Below are 17,813 nucleotides of genomic sequence, written 5' to 3' on the forward strand. Positions count from 1 at the left end.
AGGCACGCTACCGCCCGTGGCCGTAATCCAATGCCCATAAGGTAATAAGTGACGTTGATACTCTCTGCTTAACCCCCACTCCGGACGCTCAGCAGAGGGCATAAAAAAACGGATGAGGAAATCCTCATCCGTTAGTGCATTACGCGGTGGTACGCTCGTTCCAGGCGTCAGAATGGATAATGTTGCCATCCTTATACGTCCAGACGATTTTCTCGTAGCGCAGTTCTATCTGTTCCAGGTGGTTGTGCTTCTCTTTAGCCGGATCCTTGATGTCGTACATCACAGGATTTACTTTCACCACTTTCACGTTGTGCAGAGTGGTGTTGAAGTATTCCACTTCCTGACCCGCATCATTAATGCGATACCATTTGAACTCTGCCTGGCGCAGAGTCTGACCGGTCGTTACAGCCTTGTACAGATACGGGCTGGAGGCATCGATTTCCTTAGTGAAAAGGAATGGGGTATGGATGCGCGTCCCGGTCAACTTACCGGTGTTGTTATCGGTAGGGATGTACAGGTTATGTTCCTGAGCCACTACTTCGATACTGCCCACACGGTCTTTCACGTCAACAGAGCCTTTAATATCCGCACCGCCGTCATCTTTCAGCCAAAGGTAGACTGGAATTGCCATAACTCTTTCTCCATTTTTACTTCGCTAATGCGTCACCATCTTGCGGTGACGGTTCCCTCATGCCCGGCACCCGACAGGCATCAACCTGCGGAACCAGACTGATCTCTACACGGCGGTTAGCAGCCCGACCCTCCAGCGTATCGTTGGTTTTGTAGGGATGTGATTCACCGTAACCCTGAACGGCAAAGCAACTCTCTGCGACGTCACCGGTATCACGCATCCAGTCGCGAACAGATTCCGCACGTTTGAGAGAGAGCTGCTGATTAGATTTATCGTCACCCACATCATCGGTATGCCCGGCGATGACTATCAGCCAACCGGGTCTGGCTTTGATATTGACCAAAGCTCGAATGAGCACTCTTGTTGAACCCGCTTTTAGCGCCCATTTGCCCGTATCAAACAGCGACATGCTGTCAAGACGCACGGTTTGCGGGGAGGTCGCTTTTGGTTTTTCAGGTGGCAACCAGTCGCTGATTGCGGCCTGCAAAGGTGGGATCAATCTCATCCCCTGGTACAATCCCATTGAAAGAGAAAGGGGTTCGCCGCGCTGATACCAGCGATCAAGCCGCTGCGCATCCCGACGAAGTTGATCCTGAGCCTGAATCTTTGGCTCGACAGGATTGCCGCTAAGATGGCGGTATAGTGTCAGATGATCGTTTGTGATCCTGATGAGATGCTGGTTATTGATAAAGCTGCATGCCATCGCCAGTCCAACAAAAATGCCGCATAGCAGACCACTTATACCCACAGTTCGTTGAAATGCTGTCAGCGCCCGGCGGCGGGATAAAAAAGGCAATGCTAAATCAGGAAAAGGCAGCAGTTCGGACGCTGCAGAAGCCGCAGGAGAAATCGTTGTTTGATCGGTGATATGCCGCTGCCACAGGTTATTTTCACAGGCCGCTAATGAGGTGAAACACACAACCCGTAAAGCAGAGAAAAGTGGCGGAGCATGGCGCTCGGCGTCGCCTTGTACCTTCTTCAGCCAACCCAGTAAAGTATCTAACCACACTGCATGTGTAAGATGAGAATGGCGAGCCGAGTGCTCTTGCGATGAGAAAGGAACAAAATCATCTAATCCTGTAGCCGACTGCACTTCAGTATCCTGAGGGGTGCGAATAAACCAACGCACAGTCTCATTGCACTGAGGAGAATTCAGCCAACAACACAGCCAAAACGGCGGTATACCTGATAACCAACGCCGACTCTGGGTCACCACCCGCCGCCAACTGAGCAGCATGTGCTTAAGCGCGTCTTCATCATTATGCCGTTCCGGGATCAATGCCAGCATCACGGAAACGCGCATAAGAAGCCCCGGACGCTGCACAGCTATCTGACGAACCAGAGCACTGTAATGTTCTGGGGATTGAACAGATAAATACCAGCCCTGTGAACTCTCGCAGGAATCGCCACGTCCGGCAAACAAGGGAGCAGTATCGCCACATACCAGCACAACAGGTCCACTGAAACTCTCTGGAGGGAGCGGAACGTCATGAGCAGAATGAGCAGACGTCAACCGACCATATTGACGCCAGCCATAAACGATCCCTGGAATGGAAAACAGTAAAATAAAGACGGTAAGACCACTGCGAACACCCATACTTAACGGACTGAATCCCCAGACCAGCAATAAAGCCAGCACGGTTGCCAGCGCATAGTTCACGATCCCTCGCAACTGAGCCATGTCTTAACCCTGCCCAATAAGCTGAGCAATCTGCCCTTGTAAGACATGAGAAAATGTGAGCCATAAAGCACCTAACGCCAGTGCGCCGACAAGCCATGCCAGCCACCAGCGGCGCTTACCGCCAGAGAATCCGGAAGCCCGCATGATGACTGGCGCATCGTGCTTTAACTTAAAAGGCATTGCCTGAGTCGTCAGCGCTTCAAGAACATCTTCACGACGCTCGTCTCCTTGCTCACGATAACGCCCAACAAAACCGAGCGTGATTGCGCGATAAAAGCAGGTTAATACGGCGGTATCAGGAACGGGCTCGCGCAGTACGGTACGAATGCGCTCCCAAAGTTCTTCCCCGGCATTGGTGGTGTTGAAATAGCGAGCCTGTAAAGGTGTCGCAAGCCAGGTGATATAACCGCTATCCTGGCGGTTGCGGTTCAACACGCTTTCATCCAGTAATGCACATTGCGTATAGAGCATGTGCTCAACGCTGTGTTCGCTGTATCCCATGTCACGTAAGGCCTCACGTGCAGAATCAATCCATTGGCAGGCCCGGCGATAGAAAGCAGCCCCATCGTCGACTTCCGACCCATCGCGTAATTGGCTTACAGCAAGCCAGGTTGGCCAGAACACCTGATCAATATCCTTATTCATTTATTTCAATCCCTTAATACTGCAAATAGCTCAAGTTGAATCTCTCCCAACGTTCCCGGCACATAGAAAGCGCAATTACCGGCGTCCAGCATGGACTGGGCGGTTGGATGATTAATCTCAAGAGCAAAATATTGATTTTCCAGTCGTAGTGGGATGGCTGCGGGTACATGCGTCAGCGGTTTTAATGGAATGCCGCTAAGTGCCACATTGACGACATCCGACACATCAGCCCGACTCCCTGCTTTACACAGCTGTGGAAACTGCGTCAGGAGGACATGCGCTGGAAGAGCCGAACGAACGGACAGATAAAAATCAGCGCCTTCACGCAGTCGGGCATCCGACAGAGCGCCATACCAGAACTGTCGCTCCTGCGTCAGTTCAATCGCGACAACGCGAGATGGCAGGCTGGCTTCCAGTAGTTCCACCAGCAGTGCAAACAGTGGCGGGAATACCTGCTGCGGATTTGCGTGCTGGTATGGAGGTACAACACTGACATCATTGTCTAATGAAAAGGTCAGCAGGCTGCCGGCTAACCGCGCCAACTCACGCCACAAAAGCTCGGGGTGACGGCCCGGATTTTGCAGCATTTCTTTCAGAACAGGCTCCGAGCTATTAAGTGCATTTAGCAGCCAAAACAATGAAACGTCTGCTACCGCAAAATCCGCCATTCGTTCGTTACTTTCACGGCGCAAGGCCATCAGGCGACGGCAACGCGCCTGGATACGGTGTACTAAATCACCGAGCGAATTGATTAATGAGGGGCTCGCTGAGAGTGAAAGCGAGGGTGGTAAAAAATCGCGTCCCAGCTCCCATTGCCCCTGAGCATTACGAATAAGGCAAGCTACCGGACAGGTCAGATAAGCGCTGTTATCGTCATGGGCATACCGGAGGGTAATAGCATGCCGCAGTACCGCCATATCAGTCCGTTCCTGGCCTGCGAGATCCTGCACTGGTAGCCATTCCTGCTGCCAGCGACACGGACGGCTAACGCCGTTGCCTGATGAAAGATTGCCGCCATTAGCTGAAAGCAGCGGCAACGCCAGCACGATATCAACGCTGCTGTAACCAGTAAGATGCGATAAATCACACGCCGGAGGCAGGTTATCTGAAATACCTGTATCCACTAACGTACCGTCAGGAAAGCGCACCACCAGATTAACGGGATTCAAACGGGAAACCGTTAGCGCACTTTCATCAAACTCCGCACTGATGACGCCCCACGGTGATGAAAGTGACATGTGAGCAACAACGTCAGCGACATAAGCATCCCAACGTGTCTGTTGCTGAAACTGTTGGGGAGCCAGAAAGGCCCCCTCGCTCCATAACGGACGATAGATCTTCATCGCACCTCCTGTGCGCTGCGTCGTTAAGATTTCGACTTCGGCATTTGTGAAACTAACGACAGACTGACATCCATACCTTCAACCTGGAAATGCGGAATGGCATACAGGCGTACACGGAAGAAACCGGGGTTATCCTCAATATCCTCCACCACGACACGCCCATCACGCAGCGGGTGTGATGCCTGCAAGTCGTCGCCAGGATCGGTCATTTCGGTTACCAGACTGCGCAGCCAGTTGTTAAGTTCAAGCTCAAGCAAACGGCGATCTTTGGTCGTGCCAATATTTTCCCGCTGCAAGATTTTCAGGTAGTGAGCGATGCGAGAAAGCAGGAAGATATACGGCAGACGTGAGTTAATCCGGCTGTTAGCCGTCGCTTCCGGAGTATCAAACTGTGCAGGTTTTTGAGCCGAGTTAGCAGAGAAGAAGCAGGCGTAATCACGATTCTTATAATATGAAAGCGGAATAAAGCCGAGGTTAGCGAATTCAAACTCGCGGGTTTCCGGAATCATCACCTCAGATGGAATCTTCACCTGATTACCCGTACCCAGATCGTACAAATGGATAGGCAAATCTTTAACTGCGCCGCCCGCCTGCGGCCCACGGATCTGGACGCACCAGCCATTCTTGATAAAACTTTTCACCATGTTGACAGCGAAAGAGAAAGAGGCGCTGGTCCACAGATATTTTTCGTGATCCGGCCCCTTAACTTCTTCAACATAGTTAAAACTGCGTACCGGCACCGTATCAGGGCCGTACGGCAGGCGACCCAGCACACGCGGCATAGTCAGCCCGATGTAGCGTGAATCATCGCTATCACGAAATGCTTTCCACTTGATGTATTCAGCACGTTCGAAATAATCATTGATATCTTTTATGGCCGCGACGTCTTCCATATTTTCTTTCAGGAAGAATTTCGGCCCCACGGCACCAATAAACGGCATATGACAGGCTGCCGAGACGCCAGAAATATTGCGCAGCAGTGCAATATCCTGCGGGCTGTTATCAAATTCGTATGCTGAAATCATTGCCGCAATGGGTTCGCCGCCTGGCTGATCATATTCTTCAATATAAACATGGCGGTATAACCCGCTCTGGATAAGTTCCGGCGCGTCGTCAAAATCATCACGTAACGCATCCTTGCTGATATCCATCATTTCTACCCGGACATTTCGACGAAAATCGATGCCGGTGATCATCGAATGTAAACCGCGCCAGAGCGATTCTTGCTTCTGAAACTCAGCATGATGCATGACTTCATTTACCTGATCGCTAATCTGCTTATCAAGGCGAGCAATTTGTTCATCAAGCAGCGTTTTATCCAGGCGCTCTACTGGCTGTGCGGCATCCGCCAGACATGAGACCAGAACCTGAATAGCGGCGGTCACGCGTTCAGCCGGAGCGGCATCAGAAAGCGCTTCATCACTCTGCCACGCATCAACATTTTTTAATGCCGAAACCGGGGAAAGATTAATTTTGTCAAAGAGGGATTGATAAACGCTGCGTTCACTGGTCGTAGTGGCCGCGACTGAAGAGGTATGTTCCTGAACAGACATCAACATATTCCTTTTATGATCCTTTACTATTCCTGCCAATTAAGCGGAGGAAACCCTGTATAGCGTTAAATCTCTTCTGGCATCATGGTTGCCAGTTCATCACGCAGTTCCTGACTCAGGGCTGGATCCTTAAGGATGGTTTCCAGCTCGCGACGAAAAGCAGCGTTATCGAGTAAGTTAGATTTCAGGTCACGAAGTAAGTTACGCATAGCCAACAGAACGCGTAATTGTGGGATATTCCTGGCTACCTGCTCGGGCTCAAAATCGTGGATATTTTTAAAGGTAAGATTAATATCGTCTTTTCTACCATCACCAGCTAACGTATTTTTAACACTCAGATTAACGACTGGTGAGAACTTAGCTAACACATCGTTGAAATTATTCTTATTAATATCAACCTTTTCGCGTTCCGATAGAGGTCGTTGTTCTCTACCATTACTGAAATCACCCACGGTCAAAAGTTTTAACGGCAATTCAACCTTTTTCTGAACGCCTCCGGTATGTAAATCTAACTTGATATTAACGCGTGCCGTCGGCACTTCATTCTGAAAACTGTCACCCATACATCCCTCTCAGATCGGCGATTCCTGCCGATATTTTGCATTTCCTGACGGAGCATTTTCCAATCGCTCAACGAGTTTCATACAACGTCATTTCTGTGGGCAGTCAACAATGACTGTTAATGACAATTAATGATTATAATTAGTGTGGCGATGTAATCCGATATATTCTCTAATAGAAAACATGATCAATATCACTGTTCAACCAAATAATACATCAGTATTATTTATTTAAAAGAGAGATCAAGAAGCTCTTTATCTAATACAAACAACAGGAATTAAATAATGTTAAATACATTCACTGAATAAATGTATTTTTATTATGCAAGTATTAATAAGGGGAATATCTATAATTATATATATAGACCACATCATTTATTAAAACATAATCGAAATCAATTAAACTATAAATAAAAAAAGCCGAAGATATACTTCGGCTTTTCGCACCTCATTCCTGAGCACGCAGAAAGATTACGCTTCCTGCACCACAATCAACGGCTCGATATCACTCTCTTTTTTAATCACCAGCGACTCGTCACCGCGCAGGCAGGTCCCGCCGTAGTTACCACCTACGGTGAACGTACAAACCTGAATATATTTACCGGCAACCTTCGGCAGACACCAAAGCTGCTGATAAATGTTCTTCTGCTCAGCAAACTTACCGCTGGTTTTATCCAGTAGCTCTTCCTGATGACTCACCAGATCGATGTTGCTGCCACAACGTCCTGCAATAGGTTTCACCGCATAACCGGTTTGCGCCAGCTCTTCATTAACAGTGAAATCGGTATCAAGCAGATAGCGGTGGTGCGGGAAAAGCTGCCAGAGGATCGGCAAAATCGCTTTGTTGCCAGGGATCACCGTCCACAGAGGTTCGAACACCAGCACTTCCGGGCGCAGCAACACGTCGATTAAACGCACTTCCTGATTGGTATGCCCGGTACGAATTGGCACCGCGGCGTACTCCGTTTCGCTGACCTCTCGCACTTGCTCAATCGCGGTTTCCCACGCCCAGGTTTTCCAGACGCAGTTTACCAGGCGACCGTCACCGTCAATCAGTTGACCGGCGTCATCCCAGCGTAGCTCATCGAGGCCACGCAGAATTTTGCTGTCAAACCCGGCCTGACGCAACGCCTGCTGCATAAACTGCGCGTGGTAGTTTTCTTCGATATCCTTATCCTGCATGATGTGGACAAACGGACGTGCGCGGCTGTGCTTCCAGGCCCCCGCCAGTTCGTTGATCAACCCTTCAGCCGGGTTGTGTCCCTGCCCTGTGTAGCCCCGCTCGGCCCATCTTTCGAGGATCAACCCGGCTTCGGTATGGCACGATGCGGAATCGGCGTTGTACTCGTACACCTTCAGTCCGCGTTCATCCATACAGAAATCCATACGACCCGTAATCATATGATGCCGACGACGCTGCCAGGAAAGGCGCAGGCGCGGCCAGAGGATTTTCGGGATATCAAACAGCGCCAGCAGGTTATCGTCTTTCAGCACCTTATCAGTCGCGTGCAGATACATCAGGTGCAGCTCGTTGGTGGCTTTGATCAGCTCCTGCTCTGCACTCTCGGTAATGGTAAAGTACTGATGCGGATCCTGATTAATCACATGCCCATTCGCCAGCACGTAGGCTTTTTGCAGCGGATCCTGTTCATCCAGCCATTTACCGTCAAACTGCCCGTTATCTTCCAGTCGCGCGCTGCCAATTTTCAGCGAGTCATTGGCGATCTCCGGCTGCGGCAGGCTGTAACGGGTATCCTCGGTCTGGATCATCCAGCCAAGGATGGTGGTGTCGTCAAAGGTATCCCGCAGGGTGTAGCAACCGTTTTCAACCACCATCTCCAGTTCGCGGGTCCACTGCTGTCCGGGAGGCAGCGGCGTATGGAGCACGTTCTGTTCGGCAATACGAATTTTGTTTTCCAGCAACTGGGTGACGACCGCCACATGCCCGGTATCTTTAAATTCGCCGCCTTTTTGCCAGATAAGCAACGCGCCTGCTACCGGTGCGCGGGGCGAACCATTGGGAAATGCCTGTAACGGCAGGATATTGTCATTTACCACTTCACGCAGGAAGCGTAAGGAGAAAATCTCCCAAGCCATGCCTACATCGGTGAAGACCACGCCATAGTTTAGGAAAAGAAAGCGGCGTGCGAACTCTACGCACTGCCATTTGTGGCCCATGTATTCGTCGTCGATATAGCTGCGAAATGCCGCATCATCGTCGTAGTCCCGTGGGTCGAGGGAGCTGTAATCTGAAGAGTAGATTGCTACGCCACCTGGGGCGTAGCCCAATAATGTCCCGAATGGGGCATCCTGACTGGTCGTTCCTTTGCTCATGCACCTTACCTCAAAACAATACAGCCTGAGCAGGTTGGCGTGAATTTTTCGCTCTGGTTGCCTGCTCTGCGACACTAACCGGACAGAGGTCGACATCATCATACACCTCAACGCAGCGGCTGGCGCTCAGAGGCGAAAAATTCACAGCAGGAACTACGCTTTGGTCAGGGTGACCGGTACGCTTTTATAGGCCGGAGTCAAACTTTGTGTATCTACCGCATCCAGCGAAAGCAGGACATTCGCTTCCGGCAAATACGCGCCAATTGAGCCAGCCGCCATGTTGTAAATCACCACCGTTAAGCCGTACATGATGTGATCCGCGCAGGGCTGACCGCTGTCGTCCAGCGCCTGAACGTTGACCACATCACCCTGGCTCAGACCGCGGCTCATCGCTTCTTCGGCGCTTAAAAACACCACATCCCGACGACCGGTAATGCCACGATAGCGATCGTTCATACCATAAATCGTGGTGTTGTACTGATCGTGGCTACGTAGCGTCGCCAGAACCAGTGCATCAGCAGGCTGATTTTCCCGCTCTACCGCCCGCTGATGGCTGACGATAAAGTTGGCTTTGCCATTTACCGTTCGCCATTCACGGCGCGATGCAGGGGTATCCATACGAAACCCGCCCGGCTCGGCAATACGGGCGTTGTAATCGTGGAACGCCGGGATCACGGCTTCAATGGCGTTACGGACCAGTGCGTAGTCCCCGGTCAACGCTTCCCAGTTTACCGGCGAAAGCGGCAGCGTGGCGCGTGCTATGCCCGCCACAATCGCGGGCTCGGATTTTAGCCAGCGGGAAGCCGGCTTCAGCGCGCCACAGGACGCGTGGACCATCGACATTGAGTCTTCGACGGTCACCGACTGAATGCCCGTCGCCTGCAGATCGCGCTCGGTTCTGCCCAATGCGGGGAGCAGATAGTTATGTTTTGCCAGCAGCAGGTGCGATCTGTTCAGTTTGGTCGCAACGTGAACCTGCAGATCCAGCTTTTTCATCGCCGCAAAAGTACGCTGCGGCTGTGGCATCGCCACCGCCAGATTGCCGCCCATGCAGATGAGCGCTTTTGCATCGCCCCGCTCGATGGCGCGAATACTTTCCACGCTGGAGCGGCCATGTTTGCGCGGTACACGGATAGAAAAATACGTCTCAAGGCGTTGCAGGAAATCTTCTGATGCTGCCTCGTTGATCCCCACCGAACGGTCACCCTGCACGTTAGAATGACCGCGCAACGGGCAGATCCCCGCCCCCGGCTTACCTATGTTGCCTTTCAGCAGCAACAGATTTACCAGTTGCTGGACGTTCTCAGTGCCGTTTTTATGTTGGGTGATGCCCAGACCATAACAAACAATCGTGGCGCGGGATTTACTGTAGCTGTGCGCCAGATCTTCCATCTGGCTGCGCGTCAGCCCCGAGTCCTGCTCCAGCTCCGCCCAGCTACGCTGGCGTAAGTCATCATACAGCGCGGCATATTCGGCGGTATGCTCATCGATAAACGCATGATCGAGCGTTGGCTGCTGATCCAGTAAGATCCGCGCTTCATCCATTTCGATCAGCGCCTTCATGATGCCTTTAAGCAGCGAGGCGTCACCGCCCATTTTGACCTGGTAGTAGTCGTGGCTCAGCGCCGTCGCCTGGCCGGTGAACATCTCTTTCGGACTTTGCGGAAAGCTAAAGCGCTCAAGCCCTCTTTCGGTCAGCGGATTGATGGAGATAATCTTAGCCCCGCGTCTGGCAACATCGCGCAGCGTGGTGAGCATACGTGGATGGTTAGTGCCAGGGTTATGCCCGATACAAATCACCAGATCGCAGTGGTCAAAATCATCGAGTTCAACGGTTCCTTTTCCAAGGCCAATGGCCGGCGTTAGCCCTGCGCTGGTCGGTCCGTGGCACATGTTGGAGCAATCAGGAAAGTTGCTGCTGCCATATTCGCGGGCAAACAGCTGATACAGGAACGCTGCCTCATTTGACGTTCTGCCGGAGGTGTAAAACTCAACCTGTTGTGCTGAATCATAGCTGCGCAGACGCTCACCGATTTCCTGGAAGGCGATATCCCAATCCACCGCCTGCCAGGTGTCTGACGCTGCATCGTATTTCATTGGATGCGTCAAACGACCGATATTTTCCAGTTCATAATCGCTGTAGTGCCATAGCGTAGAAACCGGATGACGGCTGAAAAATTCCGGTGACGCTTTCTTGCAGGTTGTCTCCCAGGTGACTGCCTTAACGCCGTTTTCGCACAGCTCCATCGGTGCCCGATGGCCTGGGTCCGGCCACGCACAGCCCGGACAGTCGAACCCTTTCACCTGGTTCATTTTAAACATCGCGATAATGTCGCGGGCGACAGCCTTTTGCGAAAACAACGAAGCAGTGACGGCTTTTACCGCGCCCCACCCACCCGCCGGGCCCTGATAACCGCTTACTCCTGGAACACCCTTTTTCATTATTACTGCTTATTCACCGCCAATTTTTGATGGTGAATACGGTAGCAATTTCCGTCCAACATTGATTTCCTCTTCATGGAGTACGGGCCAGGTACAATGAACGGGTTAGATTTATCTTCCCCTTTCAGCACAAAACAGCATAAAGTCCCAATCTGTTAAATTGAGTTCTACCTGGCTGCTACACTGCATCAAACAACCACTCAGAAGGCAGGTCACTATGTCAGACAATACCTATCAGCCCGCGAAAGTCTGGACGTGGGAAAAATCGAACGGCGGCGCATTCGCCAATATCAATCGCCCTGTTTCCGGCGCTACACACGAGAAAACACTGCCAGTTGGCAAGCATCCGCTGCAGCTCTATTCGTTGGGTACGCCAAACGGGCAGAAAGTGACAATTATGCTGGAGGAGCTGCTGGCGCAGGGCGTGAAGGGCGCGGAATACGATGCCTGGATCATCCGTATTGGCGATGGCGATCAGTTTTCCAGCGGCTTTGTGGAGGTGAATCCGAACTCGAAGATCCCGGCGCTACGCGATCACTCGCAAAACCCACCGGTTCGCGTATTCGAATCTGGCGCAATCCTGCTCTATCTGGCGGAAAAGTATGGCTATTTTCTGCCGCAGGATTTACCAAAACGCACCGAAACGCTGAACTGGTTATTCTGGCTACAAGGCGCAGCCCCATTCCTCGGCGGTGGCTTTGGCCACTTCTACAACTATGCGCCAGTGAAGATTGAGTACGCGATCAACCGCTTCACCATGGAAGCCAAACGCTTACTCGACGTGTTGGATAAACAGTTAGCACAGCATCAGTTTGTCGCCGGAGATGAATACACCATTGCCGATATGGCGGTCTGGCCGTGGTTTGGCAACGTGGTTCTGGGTAACGTGTACGACGCGGCAGAGTTCCTTGATGCAGGAAGCTACAAGCACGTGCAGCGCTGGGCAAAAGAGATTGCAGCACGTCCGGCGGTTAAGCGTGGTCGGATTGTAAACCGCACTAACGGACCGCTGAATGAGCAGCTTCATGAACGCCATGATGCCAGCGACTTCGATACCCATACCGAAGATAAGCGCCAGGGCTAAAATGCCTGATGGTGACGCCGGGGCGTCTTATCAGGCCTACAAAGACGCCCTGGCGTAGGCCGGATAAGGCGTTTGCGCCGCCATCCGGCATAAAATCAAGCGCTGGTGACGTCATACTCCATGCGGCGAAGTGCATCCAATGTGAATTTAGCTTCATCTTCATCAATGATGCTCATGGCGAACCCTACGTGCACCAGCACCCATTGCCCGACCAGTTCGGCAGGCTCGCCTTCACATATCAGGGCAATATTGACATCACGCTTGATGCCGCACACTTCAACCTGCGCAAGCTGGTGAATATCTTCACCAACGGCCAGAACCTGACCAGGGACTCCAATACACATATCTGACTCCGCCCCATAGCAACCTATGGGCTATTCGACTTCAATACTTTTCACTTTCAGTGAATCGCCAGCATCTACCCGCAGACGATCGCCCTGACAGAGAGGACACTGCGCATCATGCTGGGTGATCTCTACGACCTGACTGCAATCCCAGCACCACGCCTGGGCGGGTTTGTAATCAATATGCAGCTCACAACCCTGGGCCAGCGTCCCCTGACAGACGATGTCGAAACTGAAACGCACGGCGCTCTCTTCAACGCAGGAGAGCGCCCCGATTTCCAGCCAAACGCCGGTTACACGTTTGACACCGTGCTGCTCTGCCTGCTGTTGAACAATCTCAACCGCGCTCTGACAAAGGGACAGCTCATGCATTTTCGCAGTTCCGACGACCCAGCAGCAGCGCGCGGCGGTTGAGCTGCGGCGCATTTGGATCGCTTACCGGCAGCGATAACAGCATTCGTGCGCAATCGTCAGTCAGGCGCACACCTTCTTGCGCAGACATTCTGTGCGAAAGCGGCGACATCAGCGAACAGGAGAGGTATTGCGATACACCCTCCAGTTCACCCACGGTAAAGGTCATTTCGCCATACGGCAGACGCAACCCGATTTTTTCGCTGACTTTACGCACCGGCCAGACCTGATCCGGCCCAGGGAAAATCAGCGCGCTGAGCATCCAGGGTGTGATAACACACCCCGTCCACTGTCCTTCAAACAGCGTAAAATCAGAGACATATACCGGCATATTCGGATGCAGGAAAGAAAGATCGTGCATCGAACGCCGGGCAACCTCTTCAAACGCGGCCTGAATTTGCTGCTTCGGGGCTGTCTGAAAGCCTAAGAACTCCTCAGACATGTGCCTTCTCCCGTGGAATAGCTTCAACGCCAGACTCGCGCAGCGCGGCAAGAACCTGCTCAAGCGCAGGTTCAATCATCGCTTCGACCGTTGGCGTTAGCCCGATATGCGGCTCCAGCGATTCCGGAATAACGCCGACTAACGTCAGCTTTTTCGGAAACTCGCCAGTGAAACGCAGGGCCGACAAAACGTCGGCCAGGCCAAGCTGGTGCGGTGAGATTTTGTTGGTAAACAGCGCCGGGATCTCTTCATCCCGCAGGACCATCATCGTTCCTGGCGTGTTTTTCTTCGACACAATGGCGTCAGCAATGATCAGATGATCTCTGTTCGCCATATCGCCGAGAAGCTCCATCCCAGCCGTACCACCGTCCAGAACATCAACAAAGTCTGGCAGGATGTACCGTTGCTCTAATGCCTCAACGATACGCACCCCGATGGCTTCGTCGGTCAGCAAAATATTGCCGACCCCTAAGACTAATATCCGCATTACAGAACCTTAACTGAGACCACTTCGTTCCCGTCAACGTCCACCACATGCACCGCACATGACATACAAGGGTCGAAGGAGTGAATGGTACGAACCACTTCCAGCGGTTTGTTTGGATCGGCAATCGGCGTTCCTACCAGCGAGCGCTCATACGGTCCCACTTCATCATTAAAGTTACGTGGGCCAGAGTTCCAGGTTGACGGAACAACCGCCTGGTAGTTGCTGATAATGCCATCTTTAATCACCATCCAGTGAGACAGCATACCGCGCGGCGCTTCGAGGAAACCGACACCTTTGAATTCGCCCGTTGCCGGGATATCCGGTTTCACGAAGGTGGTGTGGTCGCCTTTACCGATGTTCACGATCAGCGCGTTGTACTGATCCTGCAGAACGTTCTGCAGTTCACAGCAGTGAACGGTACGGCCAATAATACGACCCAGCGTAGAGTGCAGCTGCGACACTTCGATAGTTTTACCGGTCAGCTTGGTGTAAATCGCGATGATTTCATTCAGCTTGGCATGGGTAGACTCGCGTTTGGCCGCCAGTTTACACAGCATGTTAGCCAGCGGACCCACTTCAACCGTTTTCCCGTAGAAGGTCGGCGCTTTAACCCAGGAGTACTTGCCGTCATCTGACCAACCGGTGTAATCAGGAACCGTTGTGCCTTCCCACGGAGCCTGCGGCGCTTCGTCTTTGTACCACGCGTGTTTCGCACTCTCCTGAATCCCTTTGATCAGATACTCATCGGAGTGAGAGGTGATCGGACGATAGGTCGACAGATCTTCATTAGTAATGTAACCACCCGGGAACAGGAAGCTGCCGTTTTTACCGTCAGTCGGAAATTCCGGCGCGCTCAGATAGTTAACCGCACCCTGACCACGTTCCAGCCACTCAGGATAGAATGCCGCAATAACCGCGGTATCTACCTTGTAAACCTGCTCAACGAAGTCGCTCAGCTTATCAATGAATGACTTGATGTACATCAGACGCTCAAGGTTCAGCACGCCAAGACCGTCGAGGTTAATCGGGTTAGCAACCCCACCTACTGCCAGGTTCTGGATGTGCGGCGTTTTACCGCCCAACAGCGCCACAACGCGGTTGGCATCACGCTGGCATTCCAGCGCCTGCAGATAGTGAGCGACCGCAATCAGGTTCACTTCCGGCGGCAGCTGCATTGCCGGGTGACCCCAGCAACCGTTGGCAAAAATACCTAACTGACCGCTGGCAACAAGGTCTTTGATCTTGTTCTGAACCTTGGTGAACTCTTCTGCGCTGTTCAGGTGCCAGGAGGACACGCCGTTCAGCATGGCAGATGCTTTCGCTGGATCGGCTTTCAGCGCAGAAGTGATATCCACCCAGTCCAGCGCAGACAGCTGATAGAAGTGAACAATATGGTCATGCGTGGTGTGCGCGGCCAGAATGATGTTACGGATATACTGTGCATTTACCGGAACATCAATATTCAGCGCGCTTTCAGCTGCACGAACGGAAGAGATAGCGTGAGTCGTGGTGCAAACACCACAAATACGCTGCACAATCATCCAGGCATCGCGCGGATCGCGGTTTTTCACGATCTCTTCCATGCCGCGCCACATGGTACCGGAAGCCCATGCTTTAGATACCACGCCATTTTCGATTTCGCAGTCGATGCGTAAATGACCCTCAATACGGGTTACCGGATCAATAGTAATTCTCTGGCTCATGCTTTGCTCGCCTCATGACGATTTTGATCGTTTTGTTTTAAAGGAGGAAGTATCGGCAGTAGACGAATGAGTACGATGTATGCACAAATCTCAATAGCCACAAAACCAATAGAAATCAACAGCTCTTCCCAGGTCGGGAAGTAGTGGTAGCCACCACCAGGATTGAACGCCACCAGCGAGTAGGACAGACGCCATGTCGCACAACCCAGCAATGCGCTCAGCGCAGACAGATACAGCATGCGCGAGTCATTGCGCAGCTTAGTGACGCGCAGCACCACCAGCGGGAAGACCATCAGCACGACTTCAATCCAGAACATCACGGAGTAAAGATCGCCTGCAAACGCATACGACAGCTTGTCGCGGTAGATCAACTCGCCAAAGCGCAGGACCACGAAAATCGCCAGCAGCACGCTGATGGTGTTCGTCAGCTTAATGAACAGACTTTTCTCGTCCGGACCGTTACCTTTCAGACCCGCTTGTACCAGTGAGCCTTCAAAAATGACGATCGAGAAGCCCATTATAAAGGCGGTTAATACCGAGAAAAGCGGCAACATTTCATAAGCTTGCCAGAGCGGATGTACTTTATAGCCCGCAGAAATCATCAATGAACCCATTGAAGACTGGTGCATGGTCGGCAGCAGCGCGCCGAGGGCAATAATAAAGAACATCACTTTATTCAAACGCTTGAGAGAAACTTTCCACCCCAGACGTTCAAACAGAGCCGGAGCAAATTCCAGCGCCATGATACCGATATAGATGGTCATACAGACCGCCGTTTCAAACAGTACCGAGTTCACGTTGAAGTGACCCGGAATGTAGAAGTACGGCAGGTTCCAGTAACGACCGACGTCAATGGTGATCGACAAACCACCCAGCGAGTAACCAAACAGGCTTGCCAGCAACGCCGGACGTACCAGTGGATGGTATTGTCCTCTGTTGAAAACATACACCGCCCACGCCAGCGCCCAACCGCCGCACGCAAAGCCAGTACCAATCAACAGGTCAAATGCGATCCATACGCCCCACGGGAAACCGCCGTTCAGATCGGAGACTGAACCCAATCCGAAGACCAGACGTTTCACGATCAGGAGCATACACAGGACGATAAGCGGCCCAAAAATAATGACCGGTTTGCTGATTATTTTTCCGCCCAGCGGTTTAGGATCATGACTCATGATCGTCTCCTCCATCGTGATGGTCGTTTTTCGTGTTACGACGAACCAGCACGGTTAAGCCCGCCAGCGCAGCCAGGGGTAAAATCATGCCCTTGTACAGGGAATGTTGAACATGTTCGGAACGCGCACCGGTTGAAAGGTCATCCAGTTTTGGCAGATCCAAATCCTCGTAAGGAACACCCGTCAGCACCATAACCTGCGTACCACCGCCTTCCTTTTCACCGTACAGGTGCGGATAGTACTTCGGTACCGTATGCAAATAAGTATCACCAGCGTTCACTGTCTGACGCGGATAGTGGTATTCGCTGCCAGGCTTCAGTGCGAGACGTTTTTTCGCCTCAGCCATCAGCTCTTCACGGGTACCAAAAATCACTGCACCGGCAGGACACACTTCAACACATCCCGGTAAGCCACCTTTGTCCAGACGTTCAACGCCTTTCTGGTTACACAGTTCACATTTATGAAGCGCACCAAATGGGTTGTTGTAGTCGTATTTAGGGACGTTGTACGGACAGGCGACCATGCAGTAACGACAGCCCGTGCAGACATCTTTGTCATAGTGGACGATGCCGGTTTTCGGGTCTTTCTTCAGCGCGGAAACCGGGCAAACGGAGACGCAGTTTGGATCGACACAGTGCATGCACTGTTTCTTAATGTATGCGTAACCATTTTCTTCCTGGTCTTTGTTAACGCCTGTTCCGCTACGCCACACCTGGATGATGTTGTTGGTGTACGGTGACAATTTGTCGTTGTTCGACCAGGTTTGCTCGCCTTCCGGGTTACGCGTCGGGAAGTTGATATCCTGACACTTGGTGACGCAGGCCTGGCAGCCTACGCACAGCGTCGAATCATAGAGCATCCCAAGAGAACCCGGGATCGGCGGACGGTTTTCTGCAGCCGCATGGCTGATGGACGGCGCGGCGCCCAACAGCAATGCCCCGCTGGAGGCTGCTTTAATAAAGTTACGTCTGTTCACGG

At 52.1% G+C, this 17,813-nt stretch carries 16 protein-coding genes; 1 reads left to right on the plus strand and 15 read right to left on the minus strand.

Going from position 1 to position 17,813, the window contains the following annotated elements; genetic code table 11:
• Positions 1-139: 139 nt before the first annotated feature.
• The 8 genes from tssD to AL515_RS20595 all read right to left on the minus strand — a co-directional run bounded on the left by tssD (position 140) and on the right by AL515_RS20595 (position 11,189).
• Positions 140-631 (minus strand): type VI secretion system tube protein TssD, encoded by a 492-nt coding sequence (gene tssD / locus AL515_RS20560; protein WP_003024437.1) that lies wholly within the window; start codon positions 629-631, stop codon positions 140-142.
• A gap of 16 nt (positions 632-647) precedes the next feature.
• Complete coding sequence (locus AL515_RS20565) at positions 648-2,312, minus strand: OmpA family protein (protein ID WP_061068584.1); 1,665 nt, start codon at positions 2,310-2,312, stop codon at positions 648-650.
• 3 nt (positions 2,313-2,315) lie between these two features.
• On the minus strand, positions 2,316-2,957 hold the full coding sequence (gene tssL, locus AL515_RS20570; RefSeq protein ID WP_048213209.1) for a type VI secretion system protein TssL, short form: 642 nt from the start codon (positions 2,955-2,957) through the stop codon (positions 2,316-2,318).
• Between the two features lie 5 nt (positions 2,958-2,962).
• A complete protein-coding gene (gene tssK, locus AL515_RS20575) occupies positions 2,963-4,300 on the minus strand; it encodes a type VI secretion system baseplate subunit TssK (protein WP_061068585.1) in 1,338 nt (445 codons plus the stop codon).
• A 23-nt stretch (positions 4,301-4,323) separates the two neighbouring features.
• The gene (gene tssC / locus AL515_RS20580) at positions 4,324-5,853 is read right to left on the minus strand and encodes a type VI secretion system contractile sheath large subunit (protein WP_061068586.1); all 1,530 of its coding nucleotides are present in this window, start codon (positions 5,851-5,853) and stop codon (positions 4,324-4,326) included.
• A gap of 65 nt (positions 5,854-5,918) precedes the next feature.
• Positions 5,919-6,416: a type VI secretion system contractile sheath small subunit gene (gene tssB / locus AL515_RS20585; protein WP_048213212.1), complete on the minus strand. Its 498-nt coding sequence runs from the start codon at positions 6,414-6,416 to the stop codon at positions 5,919-5,921.
• Between the two features lie 468 nt (positions 6,417-6,884).
• Positions 6,885-8,747, minus strand: coding sequence for a bifunctional glutathionylspermidine amidase/synthase (gene gss, locus AL515_RS20590; protein ID WP_061068587.1), 1,863 nt, complete (start codon positions 8,745-8,747; stop codon positions 6,885-6,887).
• A 153-nt stretch (positions 8,748-8,900) separates the two neighbouring features.
• Positions 8,901-11,189 (minus strand): FdhF/YdeP family oxidoreductase, encoded by a 2,289-nt coding sequence (locus AL515_RS20595; protein WP_061068588.1) that lies wholly within the window; start codon positions 11,187-11,189, stop codon positions 8,901-8,903.
• A 217-nt stretch (positions 11,190-11,406) separates the two neighbouring features.
• Between AL515_RS20595 and yghU the strand changes: the two genes are divergently transcribed.
• On the plus strand, positions 11,407-12,273 hold the full coding sequence (yghU, locus tag AL515_RS20600) for a glutathione-dependent disulfide-bond oxidoreductase (protein ID WP_061068589.1): 867 nt from the start codon (positions 11,407-11,409) through the stop codon (positions 12,271-12,273).
• A 95-nt stretch (positions 12,274-12,368) separates the two neighbouring features.
• Here the strand turns inward: yghU and hybG are convergent, their stop codons facing one another.
• From hybG to hybA, 7 genes are read right to left on the minus strand one after another with little or no spacing between them, the layout of a single operon-like run.
• Complete coding sequence (gene hybG, locus AL515_RS20605; protein ID WP_048213216.1) at positions 12,369-12,617, minus strand: hydrogenase maturation factor HybG; 249 nt, start codon at positions 12,615-12,617, stop codon at positions 12,369-12,371.
• 30 nt (positions 12,618-12,647) lie between these two features.
• Positions 12,648-12,989: a hydrogenase maturation nickel metallochaperone HypA gene (gene hypA / locus AL515_RS20610; RefSeq protein ID WP_003828349.1), complete on the minus strand. Its 342-nt coding sequence runs from the start codon at positions 12,987-12,989 to the stop codon at positions 12,648-12,650.
• A complete protein-coding gene (gene hybE / locus AL515_RS20615) occupies positions 12,982-13,470 on the minus strand; it encodes a hydrogenase-2 assembly chaperone (RefSeq protein WP_061068590.1) in 489 nt (162 codons plus the stop codon). Before hybE ends, hypA begins: the two co-directional genes overlap by 8 nt.
• Entirely contained in the window at positions 13,463-13,957 is a 495-nt protein-coding gene (locus tag AL515_RS20620; RefSeq protein WP_061068591.1) for a HyaD/HybD family hydrogenase maturation endopeptidase, read from the minus strand. Before AL515_RS20620 ends, hybE begins: the two co-directional genes overlap by 8 nt.
• Positions 13,957-15,660, minus strand: a complete 1,704-nt coding sequence (gene hybC / locus AL515_RS20625; RefSeq protein WP_003024476.1) for a hydrogenase 2 large subunit — start codon at positions 15,658-15,660, stop codon at positions 13,957-13,959. The genes AL515_RS20620 and hybC overlap by 1 nt, the downstream gene beginning before the upstream one ends.
• A complete protein-coding gene (gene hybB, locus AL515_RS20630) occupies positions 15,657-16,835 on the minus strand; it encodes a Ni/Fe-hydrogenase cytochrome b subunit (protein ID WP_006688074.1) in 1,179 nt (392 codons plus the stop codon). Before hybB ends, hybC begins: the two co-directional genes overlap by 4 nt.
• Positions 16,825-17,811: a hydrogenase 2 operon protein HybA gene (gene hybA / locus AL515_RS20635; protein WP_061068592.1), complete on the minus strand. Its 987-nt coding sequence runs from the start codon at positions 17,809-17,811 to the stop codon at positions 16,825-16,827. The genes hybB and hybA overlap by 11 nt, the downstream gene beginning before the upstream one ends.
• Positions 17,812-17,813: the final 2 nt, after the last annotated feature.

Source organism: Citrobacter sp. FDAARGOS_156 (genome assembly GCF_001559235.2).
Taxonomy (GTDB): Bacteria; Pseudomonadota; Gammaproteobacteria; order Enterobacterales; family Enterobacteriaceae; genus Citrobacter; species Citrobacter youngae.

What these genes read in the sequence shown, in the direction of transcription:
- gss (WP_061068587.1), bottom strand. Translation starts at nt 8,747, where the DNA reads ATGAGCAAAGGAACGACCAGTCAGGATGCCCCATTCGGGACATTATTG.
- tssK (WP_061068585.1), bottom strand. Translation starts at nt 4,300, where the DNA reads ATGAAGATCTATCGTCCGTTATGGAGCGAGGGGGCCTTTCTGGCTCCC.
- tssD (WP_003024437.1), bottom strand. Translation starts at nt 631, where the DNA reads ATGGCAATTCCAGTCTACCTTTGGCTGAAAGATGACGGCGGTGCGGAT.
- AL515_RS20565 (WP_061068584.1), bottom strand. Translation starts at nt 2,312, where the DNA reads ATGGCTCAGTTGCGAGGGATCGTGAACTATGCGCTGGCAACCGTGCTG.
- tssC (WP_061068586.1), bottom strand. Translation starts at nt 5,853, where the DNA reads ATGTCTGTTCAGGAACATACCTCTTCAGTCGCGGCCACTACGACCAGT.
- AL515_RS20595 (WP_061068588.1), bottom strand. Translation starts at nt 11,189, where the DNA reads ATGAAAAAGGGTGTTCCAGGAGTAAGCGGTTATCAGGGCCCGGCGGGT.
- yghU (WP_061068589.1), top strand. Translation starts at nt 11,407, where the DNA reads ATGTCAGACAATACCTATCAGCCCGCGAAAGTCTGGACGTGGGAAAAA.
- tssL (WP_048213209.1), bottom strand. Translation starts at nt 2,957, where the DNA reads ATGAATAAGGATATTGATCAGGTGTTCTGGCCAACCTGGCTTGCTGTA.
- hypA (WP_003828349.1), bottom strand. Translation starts at nt 12,989, where the DNA reads ATGCATGAGCTGTCCCTTTGTCAGAGCGCGGTTGAGATTGTTCAACAG.
- hybG (WP_048213216.1), bottom strand. Translation starts at nt 12,617, where the DNA reads ATGTGTATTGGAGTCCCTGGTCAGGTTCTGGCCGTTGGTGAAGATATT.
- hybE (WP_061068590.1), bottom strand. Translation starts at nt 13,470, where the DNA reads ATGTCTGAGGAGTTCTTAGGCTTTCAGACAGCCCCGAAGCAGCAAATT.
- tssB (WP_048213212.1), bottom strand. Translation starts at nt 6,416, where the DNA reads ATGGGTGACAGTTTTCAGAATGAAGTGCCGACGGCACGCGTTAATATC.
- AL515_RS20620 (WP_061068591.1), bottom strand. Translation starts at nt 13,957, where the DNA reads ATGCGGATATTAGTCTTAGGGGTCGGCAATATTTTGCTGACCGACGAA.
- hybC (WP_003024476.1), bottom strand. Translation starts at nt 15,660, where the DNA reads ATGAGCCAGAGAATTACTATTGATCCGGTAACCCGTATTGAGGGTCAT.
- hybB (WP_006688074.1), bottom strand. Translation starts at nt 16,835, where the DNA reads ATGAGTCATGATCCTAAACCGCTGGGCGGAAAAATAATCAGCAAACCG.